This is a genomic window from Streptomyces flavalbus (assembly GCF_042674625.1).
In the GTDB taxonomy this organism is placed as follows: Bacteria; Actinomycetota; Actinomycetes; order Streptomycetales; family Streptomycetaceae; genus Streptomyces; species Streptomyces flavalbus.
This window is the reverse complement of sequence record NZ_JBHTEB010000001.1, coordinates 1,211,003-1,234,282: the sequence shown is the minus strand read 5'-3', so window position 1 is coordinate 1,234,282 and position 23,280 is coordinate 1,211,003. Positions and strand designations below refer to the sequence as shown.

At 73.3% G+C, this 23,280-nt stretch carries 14 protein-coding genes and 1 pseudogene; 7 read left to right on the top strand and 8 right to left on the bottom strand.

What is annotated here, in order from left to right; translation table 11 throughout:
- Positions 1 to 28: 28 nt before the first annotated feature.
- On the bottom strand, positions 29 to 877 hold the full coding sequence (locus ACFQZ6_RS05335; RefSeq protein ID WP_381605196.1) for a putative hydro-lyase: 849 nt from the start codon (positions 875 to 877) through the stop codon (positions 29 to 31).
- Complete coding sequence (locus ACFQZ6_RS05330) at positions 874 to 2,187, bottom strand: MFS transporter (protein WP_381605195.1); 1,314 nt, start codon at positions 2,185 to 2,187, stop codon at positions 874 to 876. The genes ACFQZ6_RS05335 and ACFQZ6_RS05330 overlap by 4 nt, the downstream gene beginning before the upstream one ends.
- 171 nt (positions 2,188 to 2,358) lie before the next feature.
- On the opposite strand from ACFQZ6_RS05330, the gene ACFQZ6_RS05325 reads away from it, so the two are divergent.
- The 4 genes from ACFQZ6_RS05325 to ACFQZ6_RS05310 all read left to right on the top strand — a co-directional run bounded on the left by ACFQZ6_RS05325 (position 2,359) and on the right by ACFQZ6_RS05310 (position 10,518).
- The gene (locus ACFQZ6_RS05325; protein WP_381605194.1) at positions 2,359 to 3,066 is read left to right on the top strand and encodes a GntR family transcriptional regulator; all 708 of its coding nucleotides are present in this window, start codon (positions 2,359 to 2,361) and stop codon (positions 3,064 to 3,066) included.
- A gap of 155 nt (positions 3,067 to 3,221) precedes the next feature.
- Positions 3,222 to 4,748, top strand: coding sequence for a hypothetical protein (locus tag ACFQZ6_RS05320; RefSeq protein ID WP_381605193.1), 1,527 nt, complete (start codon positions 3,222 to 3,224; stop codon positions 4,746 to 4,748).
- A gap of 133 nt (positions 4,749 to 4,881) precedes the next feature.
- A complete protein-coding gene (locus ACFQZ6_RS05315; RefSeq protein ID WP_381605192.1) occupies positions 4,882 to 5,826 on the top strand; it encodes a hypothetical protein in 945 nt (314 codons plus the stop codon).
- 45 nt (positions 5,827 to 5,871) lie between these two features.
- Complete coding sequence (locus ACFQZ6_RS05310; protein ID WP_381605191.1) at positions 5,872 to 10,518, top strand: hypothetical protein; 4,647 nt, start codon at positions 5,872 to 5,874, stop codon at positions 10,516 to 10,518.
- Positions 10,519 to 10,525: 7 nt separating this feature from the next.
- Here the strand turns inward: ACFQZ6_RS05310 and ACFQZ6_RS05305 are convergent, their stop codons facing one another.
- From ACFQZ6_RS05305 to ACFQZ6_RS05280, 6 genes and pseudogenes are all read right to left on the bottom strand, one after another.
- Positions 10,526 to 11,986 (bottom strand): aldehyde dehydrogenase family protein, encoded by a 1,461-nt coding sequence (locus ACFQZ6_RS05305; protein ID WP_381605190.1) that lies wholly within the window; start codon positions 11,984 to 11,986, stop codon positions 10,526 to 10,528.
- A gap of 44 nt (positions 11,987 to 12,030) precedes the next feature.
- On the bottom strand, positions 12,031 to 12,981 hold the full coding sequence (locus ACFQZ6_RS05300) for an ABC transporter substrate-binding protein (protein WP_381605189.1): 951 nt from the start codon (positions 12,979 to 12,981) through the stop codon (positions 12,031 to 12,033).
- Between the two features lie 53 nt (positions 12,982 to 13,034).
- A complete protein-coding gene (locus ACFQZ6_RS05295; protein ID WP_381605188.1) occupies positions 13,035 to 15,074 on the bottom strand; it encodes an ABC transporter permease in 2,040 nt (679 codons plus the stop codon).
- Positions 15,075 to 15,076: 2 nt separating this feature from the next.
- Positions 15,077 to 16,177, bottom strand: a complete 1,101-nt coding sequence (locus ACFQZ6_RS05290; protein ID WP_381605187.1) for a quaternary amine ABC transporter ATP-binding protein — start codon at positions 16,175 to 16,177, stop codon at positions 15,077 to 15,079.
- A 176-nt stretch (positions 16,178 to 16,353) separates the two neighbouring features.
- A pseudogene (locus ACFQZ6_RS05285) lies at positions 16,354 to 17,891 on the bottom strand (GMC family oxidoreductase); the annotation flags it as partial.
- A 582-nt stretch (positions 17,892 to 18,473) separates the two neighbouring features.
- The gene (locus ACFQZ6_RS05280) at positions 18,474 to 18,983 is read right to left on the bottom strand and encodes a hypothetical protein (protein WP_381605186.1); all 510 of its coding nucleotides are present in this window, start codon (positions 18,981 to 18,983) and stop codon (positions 18,474 to 18,476) included.
- A 419-nt stretch (positions 18,984 to 19,402) separates the two neighbouring features.
- On the opposite strand from ACFQZ6_RS05280, the gene ACFQZ6_RS05275 reads away from it, so the two are divergent.
- Genes ACFQZ6_RS05275 through ACFQZ6_RS05265 form a run of 3 tightly spaced genes read left to right on the top strand, consistent with a single transcriptional unit; the run spans position 19,403 to position 23,277 of the window.
- Positions 19,403 to 22,438, top strand: coding sequence for a sensor histidine kinase (locus ACFQZ6_RS05275; RefSeq protein WP_381605185.1), 3,036 nt, complete (start codon positions 19,403 to 19,405; stop codon positions 22,436 to 22,438).
- Entirely contained in the window at positions 22,435 to 22,872 is a 438-nt protein-coding gene (locus ACFQZ6_RS05270; protein WP_381605184.1) for a roadblock/LC7 domain-containing protein, read from the top strand. Before ACFQZ6_RS05275 ends, ACFQZ6_RS05270 begins: the two co-directional genes overlap by 4 nt.
- A gap of 9 nt (positions 22,873 to 22,881) precedes the next feature.
- On the top strand, positions 22,882 to 23,277 hold the full coding sequence (locus tag ACFQZ6_RS05265) for a DUF742 domain-containing protein (protein WP_360223618.1): 396 nt from the start codon (positions 22,882 to 22,884) through the stop codon (positions 23,275 to 23,277).
- Positions 23,278 to 23,280 lie beyond the last annotated feature (3 nt).

Genomic DNA, 23,280 nt, shown 5'->3' with positions numbered 1-23,280 from the left:
CCTGGTCGGTCGAGCGTGTGCCGTCCGGTCAGACCACGCGGTACTGGTCGTCGCGGGCGTCGGTCACGAACATCTGCCCCGGCGCGTGGGTGAGGGCGAACGGCGGCCGGGAGGCCGCGAGCGCCGCCTGCGGGGTCACGCCGCAGGCCCAGAACACCGGGATGTCGTCCTGTTCGGCGACCACCGGGTCGCCGAAGTCGGGGCGGGCGAGGTCGTCGATGCCGAGCGTCGCCGGGTCGCCGCAGTGCACCGGGCCGCCGTGCACCGCCGGGAGCAGGCTGCTCTCCCGGATCGCCGCCGCCAGCCGCCCCGGCGGCACCGGGCGCATCGACACCACCAGCGGGCCGCGCAGCCGCCCCGCGGGACGGCACTGACGGCTCGTCACGTACATCGGGACGTTGCGGCCCTGCTCGACGTGGCGGATCGGCACGTCCGCGGCGGCGAGCGCCCACTCGAAGGTGAAGCTGCACCCGAGCAGGAACGTCACCAGGTCGTCCCGCCAGTGCCCGAGCACGTCCGTGGGCTCGTCGACCAGCTCCCCGTCCCGCCACACCCGGTAGCGCGGCAGATCGGTGCGCAGGTCCGCGCCGTCCGCGAGGACGGTCGTCCAGGAACCCGCGTCGGTCACGTCGAGCACCGGGCACGGCTTGGGGTTGCGCTGGCAGAACAGCAGCATGTCGTACGCCCAGTCGGCGGGCACCGAGACCAGGTTGACCTGGGTGTGCCCGGCGGCGACCCCGGCGGTCGGGCCGGACAGTCCGGCGCGGAAGCGGGCCCGGGCCGTCTTCGGGCTCCACGCGCGCGCGTGCTCGTCGGCAAGGATCACGGGGCGGTCCTCGGTGATCGGGTTCGTGGGGCGGTCCTCGGTGCGGTTCACTCCAGCTCCTTCCCGCGGGTCTCCGGCAGGCCGAGCAGCGCCAGCGCGGCCAGACCGTAGCCGATCGCGCCGAACACCAGCGCGCCGCCCACGCCCCAACTGTCGGCCAGGAAGCCGACCGTGGTGGGGAAGACGGCGCCGATCGCCCGGCCGGTGTTGTAGGTGAAGCCCTGTCCCGTACCGCGCACCGCCGTCGGGTACAGCTCGCTCAGGAACGACCCGAAGCCGCTGAAGATGGCCGACATGCAGAAGCCCAGCGGGAAGCCCAGCACCAGCAGCAGCGTGTTGGCGCCGCTCGGGAGGTTCGCGTACGCCAGGATGCACAGCGCCGACAGCAGGGCGAACAGCCAGATGTTGCGGCGGCGGCCCAGCCGGTCGGTGAGGTAACCGCCCGTCAGATAGCCGATGAAGGCGCCCGAGATCAGGAACGTCAGATAGCCGCCCGTGCCGACGACCGACAGGTCCCGCTCGGTCTTCAGGTACGTCGGCACCCAGGTCGCCAGCGTGTAGTAGCCGCCCTGCACTCCGGTGGAGAGCAGCACCGCGAAGACCGTGGTGCGCAGCAGACCGGGCCGGAAGATGGCCACGAAGGACGCCTTGGCGCCGCCGGTGTGACGGCTCTGCGCGCGTACGGCGGTGGCGCGCGGCGCGTCGTGCACCCGGCGCCGCATCCACACCACCAGCAGCGCGGGCAGCGCGCCGGTCCAGAACATCACCCGCCACGCCAGGTCGTCGCCGACGAAGGAGAACACCAGCGTGTAGACGATCACGGCCGCCGCCCAGCCCACGGCCCAGGAACTCTGGACCGCGCCGAGGGTGCGCCCGCGGTGCCGGGCGCTCGCGTACTCCGCGACCAGGATCGCGCCGACCGCCCACTCGCCGCCGAAGCCGAGGCCCTGGAGGGCGCGGAAGACCAGCAGCGTCTCGTAGTTGGGCGCGAAGCCGCAGGCCACGGTGAAGACGGCGTACGTGATCACCGTGATCATCAGGGCCCTGACCCGGCCGACCCGGTCCGCGATCACGCCCGCGAGCGCGCCGCCGACCGCCGAGACGACCAGGGTGACGGTGGTGAAGAGGCCGGTCTGCCCGCTGTCCAGGCCGAAGTACGCGGCCAGCGCGACCATGCTCAGCGGCAGCGTGAAGTAGTCGTACGAGTCCAGGGCATAGCCGCCGAACGCGCCCGCGAACGCGCGTCGGCCGCGCGGGCCGAGGGCGCGCAGCCAGCCCAACGGGCCGTCGGCGTCGGTCCGTTCACGCGTTCCCGGTGGGGGGTCGGTGGTCAGGGCCTGCGGTGGTGGGGTCGTGCTCATGGGCACCTCGCTGGGTGAGGACGGAGGGTGCTGGGACTGAGCCGTGCCGTGCGGTGTCGTGCCGTGCGGTGTCGTGCAGTGCCGTGCGGTTCGTAGCAACGTAGAGGATTGTTCAACGATCCCTCAATACCCATGTTGTTTCGTTCTTGTGTCTGCGGTTGAATTCCGGGCATGGCAGAGGGCAGGGCAGATCAGCTCACGGGACTGGCCGACGACCGTGCCCTCCTCGGGCGCACCAGCACCGCCGAGCGGGTGTCGGACATCCTGCGGACCCGGATCGCCGAGGGGTTCTTCCCGCCCGGGACCCGGCTGTCGGAGGACGCCATCGGCGGGGCGCTCGGCGTCTCCCGCAACACGCTCCGCGAGGCGTTCCGGCTGCTCACCCACGAGCGGCTGCTCGTCCACGAGCTGAACCGCGGCGTCTTCGTGCGGGTGCTGACCGCCGAGGACGTCGAGGACATCTACCGCACCCGCCGCCTCGTCGAGTGCGCCGTCGTCCGCGGGCTGGGCGAGCCGCCGTACGCGCTCGACGGGCTCACGGCGGCCGTGCACCAGGGCCAGCTCGCGGCTGTCCAAAAAGAGTGGGGCGAGCTGGGCACCGCCAACATCCACTTCCACCGGGAACTCGTCGCCCTCGCGGGCAGCGCCCGCACGGACGAGCTGATGCGCAGCGTCTTCGCCGAACTCCGGCTGGCGTTCCACGTCGTGGACGATCCTCAACGGCTCCACGAGCCCTACCTCGTCCGCAACCGGCAGATCCTCCAGGCGCTCCAGGCGGGCGACAAGGCGGAGGCCGAGCGGCAGCTCGTCGTCTACCTGGACGACTCGCTCCGGCGCATCGGAGGGGCGTACCGGCGCCGGATGAGCGCCGACGACTGAGCCCCCGCACGCGGCACGGCCCCGCACGCGGCACGGCCCCGCACGCGGCACGGCCCCGCACGCGGGACGGCCCCGCTCGCCGGGCGGCGCCGTGGCGGTGGTCGCTTCTGCGGCCGTTTGGGCCGTTGTCAGACCGAGGACCTAGTCTGTGCACCGTGACTTCGCCTGCATCGACGGACAGCGTTCCGCCCCAGCTCAGCGCGGGGCCGCGGCCCGCGCCGGGCCCGGCCGCCGACGAAGGACTGGCGCGGCGGCTGCGCGCGCTCGCCTGCACCGCGCCGCTGCACGACCTCGACGCCCGCAAGGCCAACCTCGCGGGCGAGTACTCGGTGTACGGCATGGCGGAGGTCGCCCTCGCCGCAATCGACCTCGTCACCCTGAACATGGACTTCGACACCGGCGCCGACCACGACCAGGTCGTCGCCCGGCTCATCCCGCGCATCGCCGCGCAGGCCCCGCGCCGCCCCGTCGCCGAGCACGAGCGCGTGGCCCGCTGGGTGCTGGAGAACCTGATCAACGTCGGCAGCGTCGACCGCGGCTTCCGCGCGGTGTACGGCACCTTCGCGCCGGACGGCTCCTACGTCCGCCGGGACTACGACTTCAAGCTGATCGAGGAGGTCCCCGGCCCCGGCGGCAGCGTGTACCTGCGCACGACGGACGAGGCGGTCAACGTCCTCGTCGGCGCCCTCGACACCGACGTCACCAGCGCGCAGATCGCCGCCGAGGTCAAGCTGGAGGTGCTGATCAACCGGGGGCGGCTGGCCGACGCCCAGCTCGCCGCCGAGCAGGCCCGCTACCGCACCGTGCAGTACTCGGAGACCCTGCGCCGCGCCCTGGACGCCACCCGGCGCAACGTCCGCGCGGTGGACTGGCTCAGCGCCGTCCCCGACATGATCGCGGAGGCCCTCGACCACGTGGCCGACCGCTACCGCCACGAGAACGCGATCCTCACCAACATCCGCCGCGCACGCGACGAGTCCGAGGAACCCGAGCACAAGCGCCGCGCGGCCGAGCTGGTCGACATCGTCAAGGACTGCATCCGCAGGCACACCCAGCTCCAGTCCCGCCTGCTGGAGGCCGGTCCGCTGTTCCGCGCCGAGCAGGACCGGCAGGCGTTCGCGACCCCCGCGGCCACCTCGGGCACCGACCTGTACGGCCAACTGCTCGCCCCCACCCTGCCGCTCCCGCTGGAGCGGGCGATCCGCGTCACCGACGCCTTCTTCGCCAGCGGTACGGGGCTGCGCACGCCGGTCTCCGTGCGGGTCGGTGACCTCGTCGACATCCTGCTGACGCCCCCGGTGGAGCGCGAGCACCTGGGCGCGGAGATGCCGGAGCCCGACCTGATCGCCACCCCCGACGACAGCCGCTTCAGCGAGGAGCAGCTCGCGGCGGCGACGGAGCTGCTCGACCTGCCCGCCGACGCCCCGCGCCGACTGTCCGGCCTGCTGGCCGAGGCCCGCCGCCAGGACCCCGAGCTGCCCTACCTGGTCGCCCTGCTCGCCGTGCACGCGGCCAGCCCGCCCGTCGGCACCGCCTACCGCCAGGGCGAGCCGAAGCTGCTGTTCGCCGTGGACGACGGCACCGAACTCGACGACCCCGAGTTCGGCGGCGCCGACCTCATCGTCGGCACCGCCCTGCTGGACGCCGCCGGGATGGCGGCCGACCGGACGGAGGCCGCGTGAGCACCCACGCCGACACACGTCGTACGAGCACTGGAGCCGACACACGCCGTACGAGTGCCAAGGCCGACACCCCCCGCACCAGCGCCCCCGCAGCACCCCCGTACCAGCGACACCGCCGCAAGGAGCCCCGACCGTGACCGAGCACGACGACCGCAGCGAGCAGGAGACCGCCGCCGCGTCGCTGAGCGGCGCCACGTCCGGGACCGGTGGCGTGCCGGGGGCCGGTGCCCCGTCGGGGGCCGGTGCCGTCACGCCCGCCGACGCCGCCGACGCGGCGCGGCTCGTCGCCTTCGGCCTCCAGCCCAAGCTCCAGCCCGCCCGCGACCAGGAGTACACGGACCTGCTGCGCCGCTACCGCGAGGACCCGCCGTTCGCGCGGCTCGCGGACGCCGTGGCCACCGGGCTCGGCCTGGTCGTCCTGGAGGTGTCCCCGCGCGCGGGCATGGCCGTGACGGCCGCCGAGGACTCGGTGTTCGCCGTCCGCATGGGCGACTACGCGCGTCGCACCTCCGCCGACTCCGGCGACCGCTTCCTGCACGGCCTCGCCCACCTCGCCGTCGCCGCGATGGCCTTCCCGCGCCCCGAGGACCTCGCCGACGACGGCTACATCGGCCGGGTCACCGTCAACGGCGTCGACACCTTCGTCCGGCAGGTCTGCCGCCGCCTGGAGGAGAAGGCCGAGGAACAGGGCGAGAACACCGACCCGGAGACCGGCGCGCCCGGCCTGGAGGCCGCCTGGCGGATCTGGGTCAGACGCAGCGCCACCGGCGCCACCAAGGACGCGCGCCGTCTCGCGGGCTCCACCACCGGCATCGTCGCCAAGGCCGTCGCCTTCCTCACCGACTCCGGCTTCCTCCAGCGCACCGGCGACGACCACGGCGGCACCTACCGCACGACGGCGCGCTACCAGCTCCAGGTCCGCGACATGGCGGGCGGCGCCGCCCTGGCCGAACTGCTGGAGCTGGGCGTGGTCCCGGTGACCGACGGCACCCCGACGCTGCTGCCCGCCGACGACACCGACGACCTGGAGCTGGTGGCCGACGCCGGACTGCCGTTCCACGCCTCCCACCAGCCCTGACGCCCCAGCCCTGACCCCCACGCAGAAGACTGACGAGAGTCCGCCATGTACGAGCTGTCCCGGGTCCGCCTCTACTCCATCGGACCCGCCGGTGCACGCTACGCCGACACCGTGCTTGACCTGCGCGGTGTCGGTGAGCCCGTGCCCGAGCCCGCCCCCACCCAGGCGGAGTTCTTCGAGGACGAGCCGGTCGGCCCGCCGCGCCGCCCGGCGCCCGCGGGCGTGCTCTTCCTGGAGAACGGCGGCGGCAAGTCCGTCCTGCTCAAGCTGATCTTCTCCGTGATGCTGCCCGGCCACCGCAACACCCTCGGCGGCGCCAGCTCCGGCGTGCTGCGCAAGTTCCTGCTCGCGGACGACTGCGGGCACGTGGCCCTGGAGTGGCAGCACGTGCTGACCGGCGAGTGCGTGGTCGTCGGCAAGGTCAGCGAGTGGCGGGGGCGCCAGGTCTCCAACGACCCGCGCAAGTTCGCCGAGGCGTGGTACTCCTTCCGGCCGGGACCGGGGCTGAGCCTGGACAACCTGCCCGTCGCGGAGTCCACCGCCGTACGCCCGCCCGTGGAGGGCCAGTCCGGCGCCCGGGGCCGCCGCCGCACCATGAAGGGCTTCCGCGACGCCCTGACCGAGTCCGGGAAGACCTACCCGCACCTGGAGGTGCACTGGGAGGAGATCCACGACCGCTGGATCGAGCACCTCGGTGACCTCGGCCTCGACCCCGAACTCTTCCGCTACCAGCGGGAGATGAACGCCGACGAGGGCGAGGCGGCCGGACTGTTCGCGGTGAAGAAGGACGCCGACTTCACCGACCTGCTGCTGCGCGCCGTCACCGACACCCGCGACACCGACGGCCTCGCCGACCTGGTCAGCGGCTTCGGCAACAAGCTGGGCCGCCGCGCCGAACTGATCGCCGAACGCGACTTCACCGCCGGGTCGGTGGACCTGCTCGGGCGGATCGTGGAGGCCGCCGAGGCCCGCGCACGCGCGCGTGACATCCACGCCGGAGCCGAGCGCCGCACCCGTACGCTGTCCCGGCGGCTCTCGGTGCGCGGCGGCCAGGAGCGCGCCCGCGCCACCGACCTCGCCCAGCGGGTCACGGCCGCCGCCTACGCCGTCACCCACGCCGAGTCCGCGCGGGAGCGCAGCGCGCTGATCACCGCCGAACTCGCGTACCGGCACGCCTCCCTGGCGCTCGCCGCCGCCGAGAAGGCCGCCGCCGCGCAGAAGCGCGAACTCGCCGACGCCCGCACCCTGCACTCCGCCTGGCAGGCCGCCGAGGCCGTCCTGCGGCACCGCGCCGCCGCCGACCGCGTCGCGCGCGTGTCCGCCGCCATCCAGGAGGCCGAGCGCGACGCCGCCCCCGCCCTCGCCGCCCGCACCAAGGCCGCCGTGGACCTCGTACGCGCCCTGCACGGCGCCGCGGAGAGCGCCGAGGCCCTCGCCAACGAGGAGGAGGAGCGGTCCGCTGCGCTCCAGGAGGTCAGCGACGCCGCCTACCGCGACTCCACCGCCGCCGCCACCGAGGCACAGCGCGCCCGCAGCGAGGCCGGGCACCTGAGGCAGCGGCTCACCGAGGTCGAGCAGGAGACCGCCGAGGCCGTCCGCGCGGGCTGGCTCGACGACAGCGCGCCCGACGCCGACCCGGCCCGCGCCGCGCTCGCCGCCAGCGACGCCGAGAAGACCGCCGTCGCCGCCTGGGACACCGCCCGCGAGGCCGCCCGCCGCGCCACGGAACACGCCCGTGAGGCCGCCTCCGCCGAGACCCGCGCCGAGCTGACCGCCGCCCGCGCGGCGGACGCGGCCCTCGCCGCCGAGCGCGCCTACGACGGCGAACGCCGCACCGCCGAGGCGCTGGCCGCCGAGACCCGGCTCGCGGAACTGCTCGGCCTGCCGGGCACCGGGCACACGGGCGTGCCGGGGCAGCGCTCGGGCGCCGAAGGCACACACGAGGGCGCCACCCCAGCCACCGCGACCGCCCCCCTCACGCCCGAGGACCTCGACCGCTTCGCGGACGAGCTGCGCGAACTCCTCGACGACGCCGTCTCCTCCGCCGAACGCCAGCTCTTCGAGCTGCGGACCGCCGCCGCCGACGACGCCCGCATCCTCGGCGCCCTCGGTGACGGCGGACTCCTCCCACCCGGTCCCGACGTCCTCGCCACCGTCGAGTACCTCGGCGAGCACGGCATCCCCGCCCTGCCCGGCTGGCGCTACCTCGCCCAGGCCGTCGACCCCGCCGACCACGCGCGCGTGCTCGCCGCCCGCCCGGAACTCGTCGACGGCGTGATCATCACCGACCCCGCCTCGCACGCCCGCGCCCGTGAGGCGCTCGGCGAGGCCGCGCTGCTGCCCCGGTCCGCCGTGGCCGTCGGCACCGCGGCCGCCCTCCTCGCCCCCACCCCGGCGCCCGGCCAGGACGGCGGCGACGTCTTCCTCGTACCGCCGAACCCGGCCATGCACGACGAGCACGCCGCCGACGAGGAGCGGCAGGCGCTGCGCGCCCGCGCCACCGAGCGCGACGAGGAGATCCGGGCGCTCGCGGCCCGCCTCGGCAAGGACCGCGAGCTGTCCGCGCGGCTCGCGTCCTGGCGCACCGGCTGTCCGGCCGGGCAACTCGTCGAACTCGCTGAGGCCGCCCGTGAGGCCCGCGCCTTCGCGGCGGAGTCCGAGGCCGAACTCGCGGGGGCGCGCACCGCGCGCGCGGAGGCCGAGGAAGCCGCCGCCGAGGCGTCCCAGGTCCGCGACGAACGGCAGGAGGCCGCCCAGAAGGCGCGGCGCGCCGCCGACGCGCTCGCCGGACTCGCCTTCCGGCTGCGGGAGCGCGCCGGATGGCAGGTCCGGCTCCGCGAACTCGCCGACGAGGCCGCCGAGTCCGAGGACCGCGCCCAGACCTGCCTGGACCGCGCCCGCGCCGCCGACGAGGACCGCCGCGCCGCCCAGCGCGCCGCCGACGACGCCCGCCGCACCGCGCGGGCCCTGCGCGCCGAGCGCGCCGAGATCGCGGGCGCCCCCGACGACGTACCCGAAGACGGCGCGGACGGCCCGAAGGCGTCGCTGCCCGCGCTGCGGGAGGCGTACCGGGCGGCGTCGCAGGTGTACGAGAAGGTCGGCGTCGGCGCCGATCTGCGGGCCGAGCAGGCGCGCGCGGAGAGCGACGAGAGCGCCGCCCGCGCGGAGCTCGACCGGCTCAGCAACAAGGTGCGCACCCGCGCGGAACAGCTCCTCACCTCCCCCGACGGCTCCGACGGGCCGTCCCGGCAGGCCGCCGCCGCCCGCGCCGAGGAACTGGTGCAGTTGCTGGAGACCCGGATGTCCACGGCGTCCGAGCACCTCGGACGGTTGCGCGGCGAGGCCGAGCGGCACGCCCCCGAGGACGGCGACGCGCACACCGACCTCCCGGAGGAACTCCTCCCGCGCGACGCCGACCACGCCCAGGCCCTGCTGCGCACCGCCACCGCCGAACTCGCCGCCCGCAGCGAGGCGCTGACCCAGGCCCGGGACGCCCACGCGGACCTGCTCGCCGCGCACCGCGCCGCCGAGGACGCGGCCGGGGGCTTCGACGAGATCGCCGCCCTCCTGCGCGACCTGCTGCGCGAGCACACCCCCGACGACGACCAGGACCAGCCCGAGCCCTACCCGGGCACCCTGGAGGACGCCCGGCAGGCCGCCGCCGAGGCCCGCCGCTCGCTGCGCGGCTGCGCCGCCGACCTGTCCGCCGCCGAGGCCGCCGTCCGCGAGGCCAGCGACATCCTCGTCCGGCACGCCAACTCCACCCGCTACGAGCAGGTCCGCACCCCGGCCCGGCAGCAGATCCGCGAACTGCCCGCCGCCGCGCTGCCCGAGCACGCCCAGAAGTGGGCCGACGCCTTCGCGCCCCGGCTGCGCGTCCTCACCGACGAGCTGGCGCAGTTGGAGCGCAACCGCGACTCGATCGTGGACCGGCTGCGCGGCCTCGTGGAGTCGGCGCTCGCCACCCTGCGCTCCGCGCAGCGGCTGTCCCGGCTGCCCGAAGGGCTGGGGGAGTGGTCGGGGCAGGAGTTCCTGCGCATCCGCTTCGAGGAACCCGACCAGGCCACCCTCACCGAACGCCTCGGCGAGGTCATCGACGAGGCGACCCGCGCCGCCGTGAAGAAGAACTCCGACCTGCGCCGCGACGGCATGTCCCTGCTGCTGCGCGGGGTCGCCGCCGCTCTCCAGCCCAAGGGCGTCGCCGTGGAGATCCTCAAGCCCGACGCCGTGCTGCGCGCCGAGCGGGTGCCGGTCGGGCAGATGGGCGACGTGTTCTCCGGCGGCCAGCTCCTGACCGCCGCCATCGCCCTGTACTGCACGATGGCGGCGCTCCGCAGCAACGACCGGGGGCGCGACAAGCACCGCCACGCGGGCACCCTGTTCCTGGACAACCCCATCGGCCGCGCCAACGCCACCTACCTGCTGGAGCTCCAGCGGGCGGTGTCCGACGCGCTCGGCGTCCAGCTCCTCTACACCACCGGCCTGTTCGACACGACGGCGCTCGCGGAGTTCCCGCTGGTCATCCGGTTGCGCAACGACGCCGACCTACGGGCCGGGCTGAAGTACATCAGCGTCGAGGAGCACCTGCGGCCGGGGCTGCCGCAGCCCGCCCCGGCCGGGGAGGGGGAGGCGGTGCACAGCGAGATCACCGCCACCCGGATGTTCAAGAGACCGGCACCCCAAGGGAGCTGACGGGCGCTCAGTCGAACCAGCCCTGCGGCGCGGGGCTGGTGTTGCGCCAGACGTGCTTGGGCTCCTGGTACTCCGCGAGCCCGGCCGGGCCCAGCTCCCGCCCCGTCCCGGACTGCTTGAAACCGCCCCACTCCGCCTGCGGTACGTAGGGGTGGTAGTCGTTGATCCACACGGTGCCCAGCCGCAGCCGGGCCGCCATCCGCGCCGCCTTCGCCTCGTCGCGGGTCCACACGGCGCCCGCGAGACCGTAGATGGTGCCGTTGGCGAGCCGTACGGCCTCGTCCTCGTCGCGGAACCGCTCCACGGTGAGGACCGGCCCGAAGGACTCCTCCTGGACCACGGACATCGAGGCGTCGCAGCCGTCGAGCACGGTCGGCAGGTAGTAGAACCCCTCGTCGAGCCCTTCCGGCCGGGCGCCCCCGCAGCGCAGCACCGCGCCCTCCGCGAGACCCCGCGCGACATACGCCTCGACCTTGGCGAGGTGCGCGGCGGAGATCAACGGCCCGGTCCGCGCCCGCTCGTCGAACGGCCCGCCGAGCCGGATCAGCCGCGCCCGCCGCACCACCTCGTCGACGAACCGCTCGTGCAGCGACTCCTCCACCAGCAGCCGCGCCCCCGCCGAACACACTTGCCCGGAGTGCAGGAACACCGCGGTCAGGGCCATGTCGACGGCCGCCTCGAAGTCTGCGTCGGCGAAGACGACGTTCGGGTTCTTGCCCCCGAGTTCGAGGGCGACCTTCTTCACCGTCCCCGCCGCGGCGGCCATCAGCCGACGGCCGGTCTCCAGACCGCCGGTGAACGACACGAGGTCCACATCGGGGTGCTCGCCCAGCGGAGCGCCCACCTCCGGTCCGGCGCCGAGGACCAGGTTGCCCACGCCCGCGGGCAGGCCCGCCTCCACCAGCAGCCGCATCAGGTGGATCGCGGTGTGCGGGGTCAGCTCGCTCGGCTTCAGCACGAAGGTGTTGCCCGCGGCCAGCGCCGGGGCGACCTTCCAGGCGGTCTGGAGCAGGGGGTAGTTCCAGGGCGTGATCAGCGCGCACACCCCGACCGGCTCGTACACCACGCGGCTGTCGGCGCCCTGGGTGCCGGTGTCGACGACCCGGCCGGTCTGGGTGGCGACCAGCCGTCCGAAGTAGCGGAAGCAGGCGGCGACGTCGTCGATGTCGTACTCGCTCTCCACCAGGCGCTTGCCGGTGTCGAGGGACTCGGCGCGGGCCAGCGCCGCCTTGTCCCGCTCCAGCAGCCCGGCCACCCGCAGCAGCAGGTCACCGCGGTCGGCGGCGGAGGCACGCGGCCAGGGGCCGTCGTCGAAGGCGCGCCGGGCGGCGGCGACCGCGTCGGCGGTGTCCGCGGCGCCCGCCTCGTCGACCACCGCGACCAGGGAGCCGTCGGCGGGACACCGGATCTCCCGGGTCCGCTTCTCCCGCGGGGCGGCCCAGTCGCCGCCGATGAACAGATCCGGCATCACGTGCCTTTCTCAGGTGCTTGGATGGGCGGAGCGGGCGCCCGTTACGGCAGCCAGGCCTTGACGACGTCGGGGTTGGCCTTGACCCACTTCTCCGCCGCCGCGTCGGCGCTCATCTTCTCGTCCGCGATCATCGCGGCGACCTCGTTCTGCTGGTCGGCGGTCCACTTGAACTTCTTCAGGAACGTCGCCGCGTCCCCGCCGTCCTTCGCGAAGTCGGCGTTGAAGTACTTCTGGAGCGGCGTGTTGGCGTACCCGCAGGCGACCTTCTCCGGGTCGGCGTCACAGCCCTCCTCGTACTCGGGCAGCTTCACCTCGACCAGTTCCATCTGGGCGTTGAGCCACTGCGGCGTCCACCAGTAGCCGATGAACGGCTTCTTGGCGGCGTAGTTCTCCTTCATCTGGGTGATCTGCGCGGCCTCGGAGCCCGCGTAGACCGTCTTGAAGTCCAGCTTCAGGTTCTTGATGAGCGCGTCGTCGTTGGTCGTGTACGAGGGCGAGCCCTCCAGCAACTGGCCCTTGTCGCCGCTCTCCGCGGTCTTGAACAGGTCCTTGTACTTGTTGAGGTTCTTCCACTCGGTGATGTCCGGGTGCTCGTCCACCAGGTACTTCGGCACGAACCAGCCGATGTGCCCGGTGACGCCGAGGTCGCCGCCCGCGACGACGGTCTTCTTCTTCTCGACGTACTGCTCGATCTTCTTCGGCGCGCCGCCCCAGTCCTCCAGGACGGCGTCGACCTTGCCGCTGTTGAGGCCGTCGATCGCCACCGACTCGTCGAGCTGCGTCATCTTGACCTTGACGTCCAGCTCCTCCTCCATCACGTACTTGGCGACCGCCGCGTTGGCCTCGGCGCCAACCCAGGACGGTACGGCGATGGTGACCTCCTCGGAGTCCCCGGAGGAGGACGTGCCGGCGGCGCCGCAGGCGCTGAGCGCGGTGAGGGCGAGGGCGGCGGTGGCGGCAGCGGCGTGGCGGGCACGGGTTCTGTTCATCATGGGCAGGGCAATCTCTCGTTTCGGATGACGCGGGCGGTGGGAAAACGGGGGGTTCAGCGGGTGGTGAGGCGGTCGTCGGTACGGCGTTGGGTGGCCCGGTCCAGTACGAGGCCCAGCAGGACGATGGCGACGCCCGCGGTCATGCCGACGCCGAGTTCGCTCTTCTGGAGGCCGTAGACGACGTCGTAGCCGAGCGCGCCGGAGCCGACGAAGCCGCCGACGATGACCATGGCGAGGACCAGGACGACGCCCTGGTTGAGCGCCAGCATCAGCGCGGGCCGGGCCAGCGGCAGTTGGACCTGGCGGATCTGCTGCCAGGTCCCGGCGCCCATCGAGCGGGCCGCCTCCAGCGCCGCGGGGTCCACGGAGCGCAGGCCCTGCACGGTGATGCGGACGACGGCGGGCAGCGCGTACAGGACGGCCGCGGCGACGGCGGCGGCCCGGCCCACGTTGAACAGGGCGACCACCGGGATCAGGTAGATGAACTGGGGCAGCGTCTGCATCGTGTCGAGCACCGGCCGCAACAGCCGCTCCAGCAGCGGCATCCGCGCGGCGGCCACCCCGATCACGAACCCGGCCAGCAGCGTGAGCACGACACCGGCGACGGCCTGCGACAGCGTGTCCAGGGAGTGGTCCCATACGTCGATGACGCCGACCGCCGCCATCGCCAGGGCCGCCGTGCACATCGCGCCCCAGCCGCCCGCCAGCAGCGCGCAGCCCGCGGCGAGCAGCACCAGCAGCCACCACGGGGTGGCCGTCAGACCGTCCCGCAGCGGGTTGAGGACGCCGGTGGTGAAGCCGTCCGCCCAGGTGCGGGTGCCGCCAAGCACGGGCACGCCCTCGGCGAGGTTCCGGGTGAACCAGGCGACGGCCTCGTTGACGGGCTGCGCGATGTCCACGGTCCAGTCGTCCGACCACTCGCCCGGCGTGGCGGCCTTGCCGACCGCGAGCAGCGCGGCGAACGCCCCCGCCACCACCGTCCAGGCCCGCCAGCCGTGCAGCCAGGCGACGCCGGTGGGCTGGCCGCCGTCGCCGAGCCGGTCGCCCGCGGCGGCGGTGGTGCGGTCCAGCCAGATGGCCAGCAGCACGATCGGGATGCCCGCGGCCAGCGCCTGGCCGACGTCGACCGTGGACAGCGCCCGGAAGACCTCCTCACCGAGGCCGCCCGCGCCGATCACGGAGGCGATGGTGACCATGGAGAGGGCCATCATGATCGTCTGATTGAGGCCGAGCAGGATCTCCTTGCGGGCCAGCGGCAGCCGCGCGGTCAGCAGCCGCTGCACCGGCGTCGCGCCCAGCGCCGCGGACGCCTCCATCACGGCCGGGTCGGCGCCGCGCAGCCCGAGCGAGGTGAGCCGTGCCATCGGCGGGGCCGCGTAGACGACGGTGGCGATCAGCGCGGAGGGCACCCCGATGTCGAAGACCAGCACCAGCGGCAGCAGGTACGCGAAGGCGGGCATGATCTGCATGGTGTCGAGCACCGGCCGCAGCATCCGCTCGAAGCGGTCCGACAGCCCGGCGCCGAGGCCGAGCAGAGCACCGGCGACGGCGGAGACGAGCACGGCGACCGCCATGAGCGCGAGCGTCTCCATGGTGGCTTCCCACATGCCCAGCAGTCCGCACACCACGAAGGTGCCCAGCGCCGTGGCGGCCGTCCTCGCCCCGCGCCGCCCGAGGCCGCCGATCCGCCAGGCCAGCAGCACGGCCGCGGCGGTCACCGCGAACCAGCCGAGGTTCAGCAGGGAGTCGGTGACCCAGTCCACCGAGTCCTCGGCCCAGTTGCTCAGGTGCAGCAGGAAGTAGAGGAAGACGGGGCTGGTGTCCCGGTTGTCGACGACCCAGTTGTAGGCGTCGTCGAGGGGGCCGCGCACGTCCACGGTGAGGTCGGACGGCCAGGTTCCGCTGCCCCAGAGCACCGCCGCGAACGGCACCAGCACCACCGCGGCGGCGAGCAGCGCCGCCAGCCGCCGGGTGGACGGCCGGGCGACCGCCAGGCGGCGCAGCAGGAACGTCCGCAGGGCGGTGTGCTCGGTGTCGCCCGGTGGCGAACCGGTCTTCCCGGGAGCCTGCTTCTCGGGTGTGAGGGTGCTCATCGTCAGCTCACCGCCGCCCGCCGCGGACCTATGCCCGCCACCACGGCGAGCAGGTTCTCGTGGTCGACGACGCCCAGGCAGTCGCCGTCCTCCACCACGCAGACCGCGCCGCCGGTGCGGGCGACGGCCTCGATCGCGGTGGTGACGACCGTGTCCGGGGCGAGGGCGCCGGGGTGCTCCGTGCCCTCGCAGGCCCCGGCGCGCATGGCGGTGCGCACGGTGATGACCTGCTCGCGCGGCACGTCGCGGACGAAGTCGCGCACATAGTCGTCGGCGGGCTCCGCGACGATCTCCTCGGGCGTGCCCAACTGCACGATGGCGCCGTCGCGCATCAGCGCGATCCGGTCGCCCAGCTTCAGCGCCTCGTTGAGGTCATGGGTGATGAAGACCATCGTCCGGCCCTCCTCGCGGTGCAGCCGGATGACCTCCTCCTGCATGTCACGCCGGATCAGCGGGTCGAGCGCGCTGAACGGCTCGTCGAACAGCAGCACCTCGGGATCCACCGCAAGGGCGCGGGCGAGCCCGACACGCTGCTGCTGACCACCGGACAACTGGTTCGGCCTGCGGTGCTCCATGCCGTCAAGACCGACCTTCGCGATCACCTTCATGGCCTGCGCCCGGCGCTCCAGCTTGCCGACGCCCTGGATCTCCAGGCCGTACGCCACGTTGTCGAGGACCGAGCGGTGCGGCAGCAGCCCGAAGTGCTGGAACACCATCGAGGCGCGGTGGCGGCGCAGTTCGCGCAGCCGCGCCTTGTCCATCGCCAGGACGTCCTCGCCGTCGATCTCCAGCTCCCCGGAGGTGGGTTCGATCAGCCGGGTCAGACAGCGCACCAGGGTGGACTTGCCGGAGCCGGACAGGCCCATGACGACGAAGACCTCGCCCTTGCGCACATCGAAGGAGACATCGCGGACGGCGACCGTGCAGCCCGTCTCGCGCCGCAGTTCCTCGGCGGAGAGCGCGGCCAGCTCGGCGTTGCCGGGGATCCGCTCCGCCTTCGGTCCGAAGACCTTCCACAGACCGCGCACGGAGAACACCGGCGGCGTGTCACCCGACACGGCCTCCGGCTCCGGCGCCGGTTGCTTGGACAGGGTGGTGGACATCAGGCATCGACTCCCGGGTGCGTCGGCCGACGGGGTGGGTCGGAGGGGGTGCGTGGGGCGGCGAGGGGGTGCGGGGCGGCGGGGGAGCGCGGGATGGTGGGGGCGCGCGGGGTGGTGGGGGCGTGTGGGTCGGCGGGGGTGAGCCGGTCAGGCCGCGTGGGCGGGGCGCCGTGGGTGAGGAGGTCGGCGCACTTCTCGCCGACCATGAGGACGCCGATCATCGGGTTGACGGCGGGGATGGTGGGGAAGACGGAGGCGTCCGCGATCCGCACCCCGCGCAGCCCGTGCACCCGCAGGTCGGGGCCGACCACGGCGGCCGGGTCGTCGGCGGCGCCGATCCGGCAGGTGCCCGCCGGGTGGTAGACGGTGTGCGCGACCTTGCGGGCGTACTCGCTGAGTTCCGCGTCGCCGGTGACCTCCGGGCCGGGGCAGACCTCGCGCTTGAGCCAGCTCGCCAGCGGCTCCGCCTTCGCTATCTCACGGGCGAGACGGATGCCGTCGACGAGGGTACGGCCGTCATGGTCGTCCTCGTCGGTGAAGTACCGGAAGTCCAGCGCCGGTTTCACCTCCGGGTCGGCGCTGGTCAGATAGAGACGGCCACGGCTGCGGGGCTTGGGGATGTTCGGCGTCATCGACACCCCGTACGGCGGCTTCTCGTAGCCGATCCGCTCCGGGTTGTCGGTGAACGGGATCTGGTAGAAGTGGAACATCAGGTCCGGGCCGGGCGATTCGGGGTCCCGGCGGACGAAGAGACCGGCGTCGGAGTCCATCGCGGAGTTCTCCGGTATCGGCCCGTGGGTCTCCCAGACGATGACCGACTCCGGGTGGTCGAGCAGGTTCTCACCGACGCCCGGCAGATCGTGCACGGTGGGGATGCCCAGCGCGGCCAGGTCGCCCTTCGGCCCGATGCCGGAGAGCAGCAGCAGGCGCGGGGTGTCCACGGCACCCGCGCAGACGATGACCTCCCGGCTGGCGCTGACCGTCCGCTCCGCACCGTCGGCGGTGCGCACCCGGACGCCGGTGACACGGTCCCCGTCCAGCTCCAGCCGGTACGCCCAGGTCTCCAGCAGGAGCGTCAGGTTGGGCCGGTCGTCCATCACCGGGTGCAGGTACGCCACCGACGCCGACGACCGTTTGTTGTCCTCCGGGTGGTAGGCGAGGTCGAAGAAGCCGACGCCCTCGGTGAACGGCTTCTTGTTAAAGCCCTCCACACGCGGCACGCCCGTCACCCGCTGCGCGGCGTCGACGAAGTCGCGGGCGATGGCGTTGCGGTCCTTCTCGTCCACCGGGACGATGTGGTTCAGCAGCCGGTCGTAGTACGGGTCCATGGCCGCCGCGTCCCAGCCCTCGGCGCCCGCCGCCACCCACTCCGCCCAGTCGGAGGGCAGTGGCTTGAAGCTGATGAGGGTGTTGTGCGAGGAACACCCGCCCAGGACCCGGACCGGCTGTGCCGGATGTGGCTGTTGCCGCGCGGCTGCTCGGTGGTCGGGTAGTCGTAGTCGAGTTCGCCGCCGAGCAGGCCCAGCCAGTGGCGCAGGGTCAGCACCTCGGGCCGGTCCACGTCGGACGGGCCGCCCTCGATGACGGCCACGCTCACCCGTGGGTCCTCGGTGAGGCGGGCCGCTACGACGGACCCCGCCGTGCCGCCACCGACCACCACGTAGTCGTACGTCTTCCGCTCACCCTGTTCGCCCTGTTCGTCCCGCTCGGACATGACGCCTTCGCTCCTTGTCGTGCGTGCCGGATGCCTGCCCGGCCCACCCATGACCTGTCAGTTTGTTGACTGGACATGGACATGGGTCGGGGCGTCTGCCCTGTTGTCGTGAACCCATTCGGGAACATACCCGGATGTGATGCGGATCACATCAAGTGGGCATGGCTGGGCGAAGGTTGGCGCAGCGACGACTTAGCGAAAGGGAAGGAAAGGGCTTGCGTGCGGCGATGGCCTGAAGGTGCGCACGGGTTGTGAGTGAGTGGCAGCAGTGACGGGAGGGGCGGGACGTGCGTCTACTGGCGGGGTGTTGGCGCTGGTTGGCGAGAACGGGACGGTCGGGTGTGGGGGCCCGCCCATAGGTCGGGGGCCGCGACCGCGGGCCTGGGGCTGCACCTTCAGGTCAGGGGCCGCACCCTTGGGTCTGGGACCGCGCCCTCGGGTCTGGGACCGCACTCTTGGGTTTGGGGCCGACCGCCCCCTTGGGCCTGGGGCTGCACGCTCAGGTCTGGGCGTGCAGCCTTAGGTCTGGGGGGTGCACCCCTTAGGTCTCGGAGTGCGTCCTTCGGTCTGGGGACCGCGCACTCAGGGATGGGATAGCTGCCCGGTGCCGCCCCGCCGCCGTATCCGGTCCTGGGTGCGCCCCGCGGCCTTCGCCTGCCGACGCGCCCGGCGTCGCTCGCGGCGCAGCGCCCGCGCGGTGCTGCTCGGCACCGACACCACGCCGTTGCGCTGGTTCCACACCTGGCGGGTCACCCACACGTCCAGCACGCCCCAGGTCGCCACCACGGTGCTCGCCACGCCGCTGAGCACCATCGGGAACGCCAGCCACGAGCCGGCCAGCGTGCACAGGAACGCCACGATCGCCTGGACCAGCGTCACGGCCACGATCAGCACCGCCCGCACCGCCGCCGTACGCACCGGGTCGGGCAGCCTGCGACGCCGCGCGGGCTCCTCGATCCACAACGGCCGGTAGTACGACTGCGGCTCGCGCCTCGCCGGTATAGCGCGACCCGGCGCCTTGGAGCCCTGTCGCGCCGACCCCTCCGCCGCCGCGCCGTGCTCGGGTGCCTCGTACCGCTCCGCCGTGCCCATCACCGTGTCACTCCCCACCGCCAGCAGACCGATTGCCGGAGTCCGAAGACCCGATTCCCCTTGGCTGCCCGGCTTGCGCTGTTTTACGCCGCCCGGATGCGGGACGCGGCTCCTGTGACCGATTCCGCCCCCATGTCTCTGTAGAGAAAGACGAATGACACGGTGAGAAGATTCCCGGACACCGAAAAATTCTGGCCAAATGCCTCGGCGGAGTCGCCCTGTTCGGCGGGCCGACCCAGGACGCCTGGCGGGAGGCAATCTCCCGCAATGCCCGGACAACTGCCCATCTCTCGGCTCCCGAGCGGAAGTTCGGCCTCCGGAAGAGCCTTCGAGTTACCTGTGCGTCGGTAGTAGGCTCGCGCCGTTTGTTGACGCACATGCGTACCCCCTGCCGGTGGGGGGTCGAGCTGGGGGAGTCCATGCGCTTTCGCGGGAAGTCCATCCGCCGGAAGATCGTGGCGCTGCTTCTCGTGCCGTTGGTGTCCCTGACCGCGATCTGGGCCTTCGCCACGGTGCTGACGGGACGCGAGGCGGGTCGGCTGTTCACCGTGTCCTCCCTCATCGAGGAGGTCGGCTATCCGACCGAGGACACCGTGCGCGTCCTCCAGCAGGAACGCCGTCAGACCCTCGCCCACCTCGCCGACCCCCGCGCCTCCGACGGCCTCGCCGCGCTCAAGCGCAGCCGCGCCGCCACCGACCGCGCCGTCGCGGCGATCCGGCGGCACGCCGCCGACCCGGACGTCCGCGACGCCCTCGGCTCCGGCAGCGCCGAGCGACTGACCGCCGTCCTGGACGCCTTCGACGGCATCGACTCCCTGCGCCGCAGCGTCGAGGACGGCACGATCAACCGCTCCCAGGCGTACGAGCAGTACAACCTGCTGGTCGACCCCTGCTACATCCTGCTCGCCAACCTGCACGCGATCGACGACGTGGAACTGGACAAGCAGTACCGCGCCCTCGTCAACCTCGCCCGCGCCCGCGAACTGCTCTCCCGTGAGGACGCCCTCCTCGGCTCCGCCCTGATCGTCGGCACCCTCTCCCGTGCCGAGGTCCGCGAGGTGTCCGACCTCGCTGCCCAGCGCACCCTGCTCTACGACACCAACCTGCCGCTGTTGCCGTCCACCGACCGCGAGCGCTACGAACGCTTCTGGGAGAACGCCGAGTCCGCACCGCTGCGGGTGGCCGAGGAGTCCGCCATCGCCGCTGGGCCGGGCGAGCCGAGCGGTGTCACCGCCAAGAGCTGGGACACCGCCGCGGGCAACGTGCTCAAGGGACTGAGCACCCTCGACGACGAGGCGGGCGACCGCTACCAGGACCGCGTCAGCCCCATCGCCACCAGCGTCATCGTCCAGGCCGTCATCGCGGGCGCCCTCGGCCTGGTCGCGCTGCTCGCGGCGGTACTCGTCTCCGTCCGGATCGGCCGCGGGCTGATCCGCGATCTGAGGCAACTGCGCCTTGAGGCCCACGAGGCGTCCGGCGTCCGGCTGCCCAGCGTCATGCGCCGCCTCTCCGCGGGCGAACAGGTCGACGTGGAGACCGAGGTGCCGCGCCTGGAGTACGACCGGAACGAGATCGGCGAGGTCGGCCAGGCCCTCAACACCCTCCAGCGCGCCGCCGTCGAGGCCGCCGTCAAACAGGCCGAACTGCGCTCCGGCGTCTCCGAGGTCTTCGTCAACCTCGCCCGCCGCAACCAGGTCCTCCTGCACAAACAGCTCACCCTCCTCGACACCATGGAACGCCGGACCGAGGACCCCGAGGAACTCGCCGACCTGTTCCGCCTCGACCACCTCACCACCCGGATGCGGCGGCACGCCGAGGGCCTGGTGATCCTCTCCGGCGCCGCCCCGTCCCGGCAGTGGCGCAAACCCATCCAGCTCATGGACGTCGTCCGCGCCGCCGTCGCCGAGGTCGAGGACTACGAGCGCGTCGAGGTCCGCCGACTTCCCCGCACCGCGGTCACCGGTCCGGCCGTCGCGGACCTCACCCACCTGGTGGCGGAACTCCTGGAGAACGCCACGGTGTTCTCGCCGCCGCACACCGCCGTCCAGGTCCTGGGCGAGCGCGTCGCCAACGGCTTCACCCTGGAGATCCACGACCGGGGCCTCGGTATGACCGCCGACGCCCTGCTGGACGCCAACCTGCGGCTCGCCGAGACACCGGAGTTCGAACTCTCCGACACCGACCGGCTCGGCCTGTTCGTCGTCAGCCGCCTCGCCCAGCGGCAGAACGTCCGGGTCTCGCTGCAGCCCTCCCCGTACGGCGGCACCACCGCCGTCGTCTTCATCCCCGACGCGCTGCTCACCGACGACGTGCCGGACACCAACGGCATCGGGTTCCGTCTCGACCGGCCCCGGCCGTCCCGGGAGGCCGAACTGGAGGAGAGCCACCGGGCCTCCCTCTCCCAGGTGCCGGTACGGCTCCCGGGCCTGCCGCCGTCACTGCTGGACGGGCCGATCGAACTGGAGGCGCCGGTCGACCTGGACGCCTTGGGCGACTTCCCCGACACGCTCGACGGCGCGGAGACCGAACGCGGCGGACTGTTCCGCCCCCGCCGCTCCACCGCCCACCCGGACACCGTGCCGACCGGGCGCCGGGGCGAGCACCTTCCGTCCCACGGCACCGGCGGACCCGATCCGGACACCGTGGACCCCGCGGACCTGGACGACGACCACCTCACCGCGCCCGTCCCACTGCCCCGCCGCCGGACACCCAAGCTGGTCAGTTCCCACGGCCGCCCCGTGTCCGAGGCACGCGGCAGGCGCGCGGACGACACACCGGAGCCGCCGGTGACGCGCGGTCCCGGGCGCGGAAGCCGGACGGAGGGCGAGCCGGAGGCGCCGGTGGCGCGCGGGTTCGGGCGCGGCGGCCGGGCGGAGGACGATCCGGGGGCACCCGTGGGACGCGCCTTCGGGCACGGCGCCGAGGACGATCCCGAAGTACCCGGTACCCGCCGTCCAGGGCGCGACCTAGGCAAGGACGGCGCCCCGGGCACCCCACAGCTCCGCGGTCCCGGCCGCCCGGAACCCGACGGACCCGCCCCGCTGCCCACCCGCCGCCGCGGCGCGTCCCCCATGGGCCGCCGCACCGACCCGGCCGACCGACCGGCCGACCGGCCGACCGGCCACCCGGACCTGCGCCCCCGACCAGCCGAGCCCACCACGGCGGGGCCCGCACCGTCCGAACCCACCCTGGCCGAAGGACCGGAAGGGCCAGGAGACGGCACGGGACCGCTGCCGCGGCGGGTCCGGCAGGCGAACCTGGCGCCGCAGTTGAAGCAGGACCGGCCGCGCACCGAGAACCGGGCGGCGCCCGAGGACCGGGACGCCGAGGAGGTACGCAACCGCATGGCCTCGCTCCAGCGCGGCTGGCAACGCGGTCGGCGGGAGAACGCCGCGCAGGACGACACCCAGAGCGGCACAGCACCACAACGAACGACAAAGGGGGACGGTCGATGACCGCACCGAAGGCGACCGGCGACACCGAAACCACCAGGACCGGGGAACTGAACTGGCTCCTCGACGACCTGGTGGACCGCGTCGCGAGCATCCGCAAGGCCGTCGTGCTCTCCGGCGACGGCCTGGCGACCGGGGTCTCCAAGGACCTGACCCGGGAGGACGGCGAGCACCTGGCCGCCGTCGCCTCCGGCTTCCACAGCCTGGCCAAGGGCGTCGGTCGGCACTTCGACGCCGGTGGCGTCCGCCAGACGGTCGTCGAACTGGAGGACGCCTTCCTCTTCGTCACGGCCGCGGGCGACGGCAGTTGCCTCGCCGTCCTCTCCGACGCCGACTCCGACGTCGGCCAGGTGGCCTACGAGATGACGCTCCTGGTGAAGCGGGTCGGTCCGCATCTGAACGCCGCACCGCGCACCGATCTGCCCTCGGGCGGGTAGTGGGATGACATGAGCGCAGACGGTCAGGCAAGAAGCCACTGGTTCGACGACGACGCGGGACCCGTCGTCCGCCCCTACGCCATGACGCGGGGCCGCACCAGCCATGCGGCCCAGCACCGCCTCGACCTGATCGCGGTGGTCGTGACGGAACGCCACGCGGACGACCCGGAGGAGGACCCGACGCTGTCCCCGGAACACATGGACATCGTCGGCCTCTGCCGGGAGACCCCGCAGTCCGTCGCCGAACTCGCCTCCGAGCTGGATCTGCCCATCGGTGTCGTCCGGGTCCTCATCGGGGATCTCGTCGACAGCGAATTCGTCCATGTGACGCGCCCGGTGCCCCCGGCCGAACTGCCCGACGAGAGTATCCTGCGCGACGTGATCAACGGCCTCCGTGCGCTGTGAACA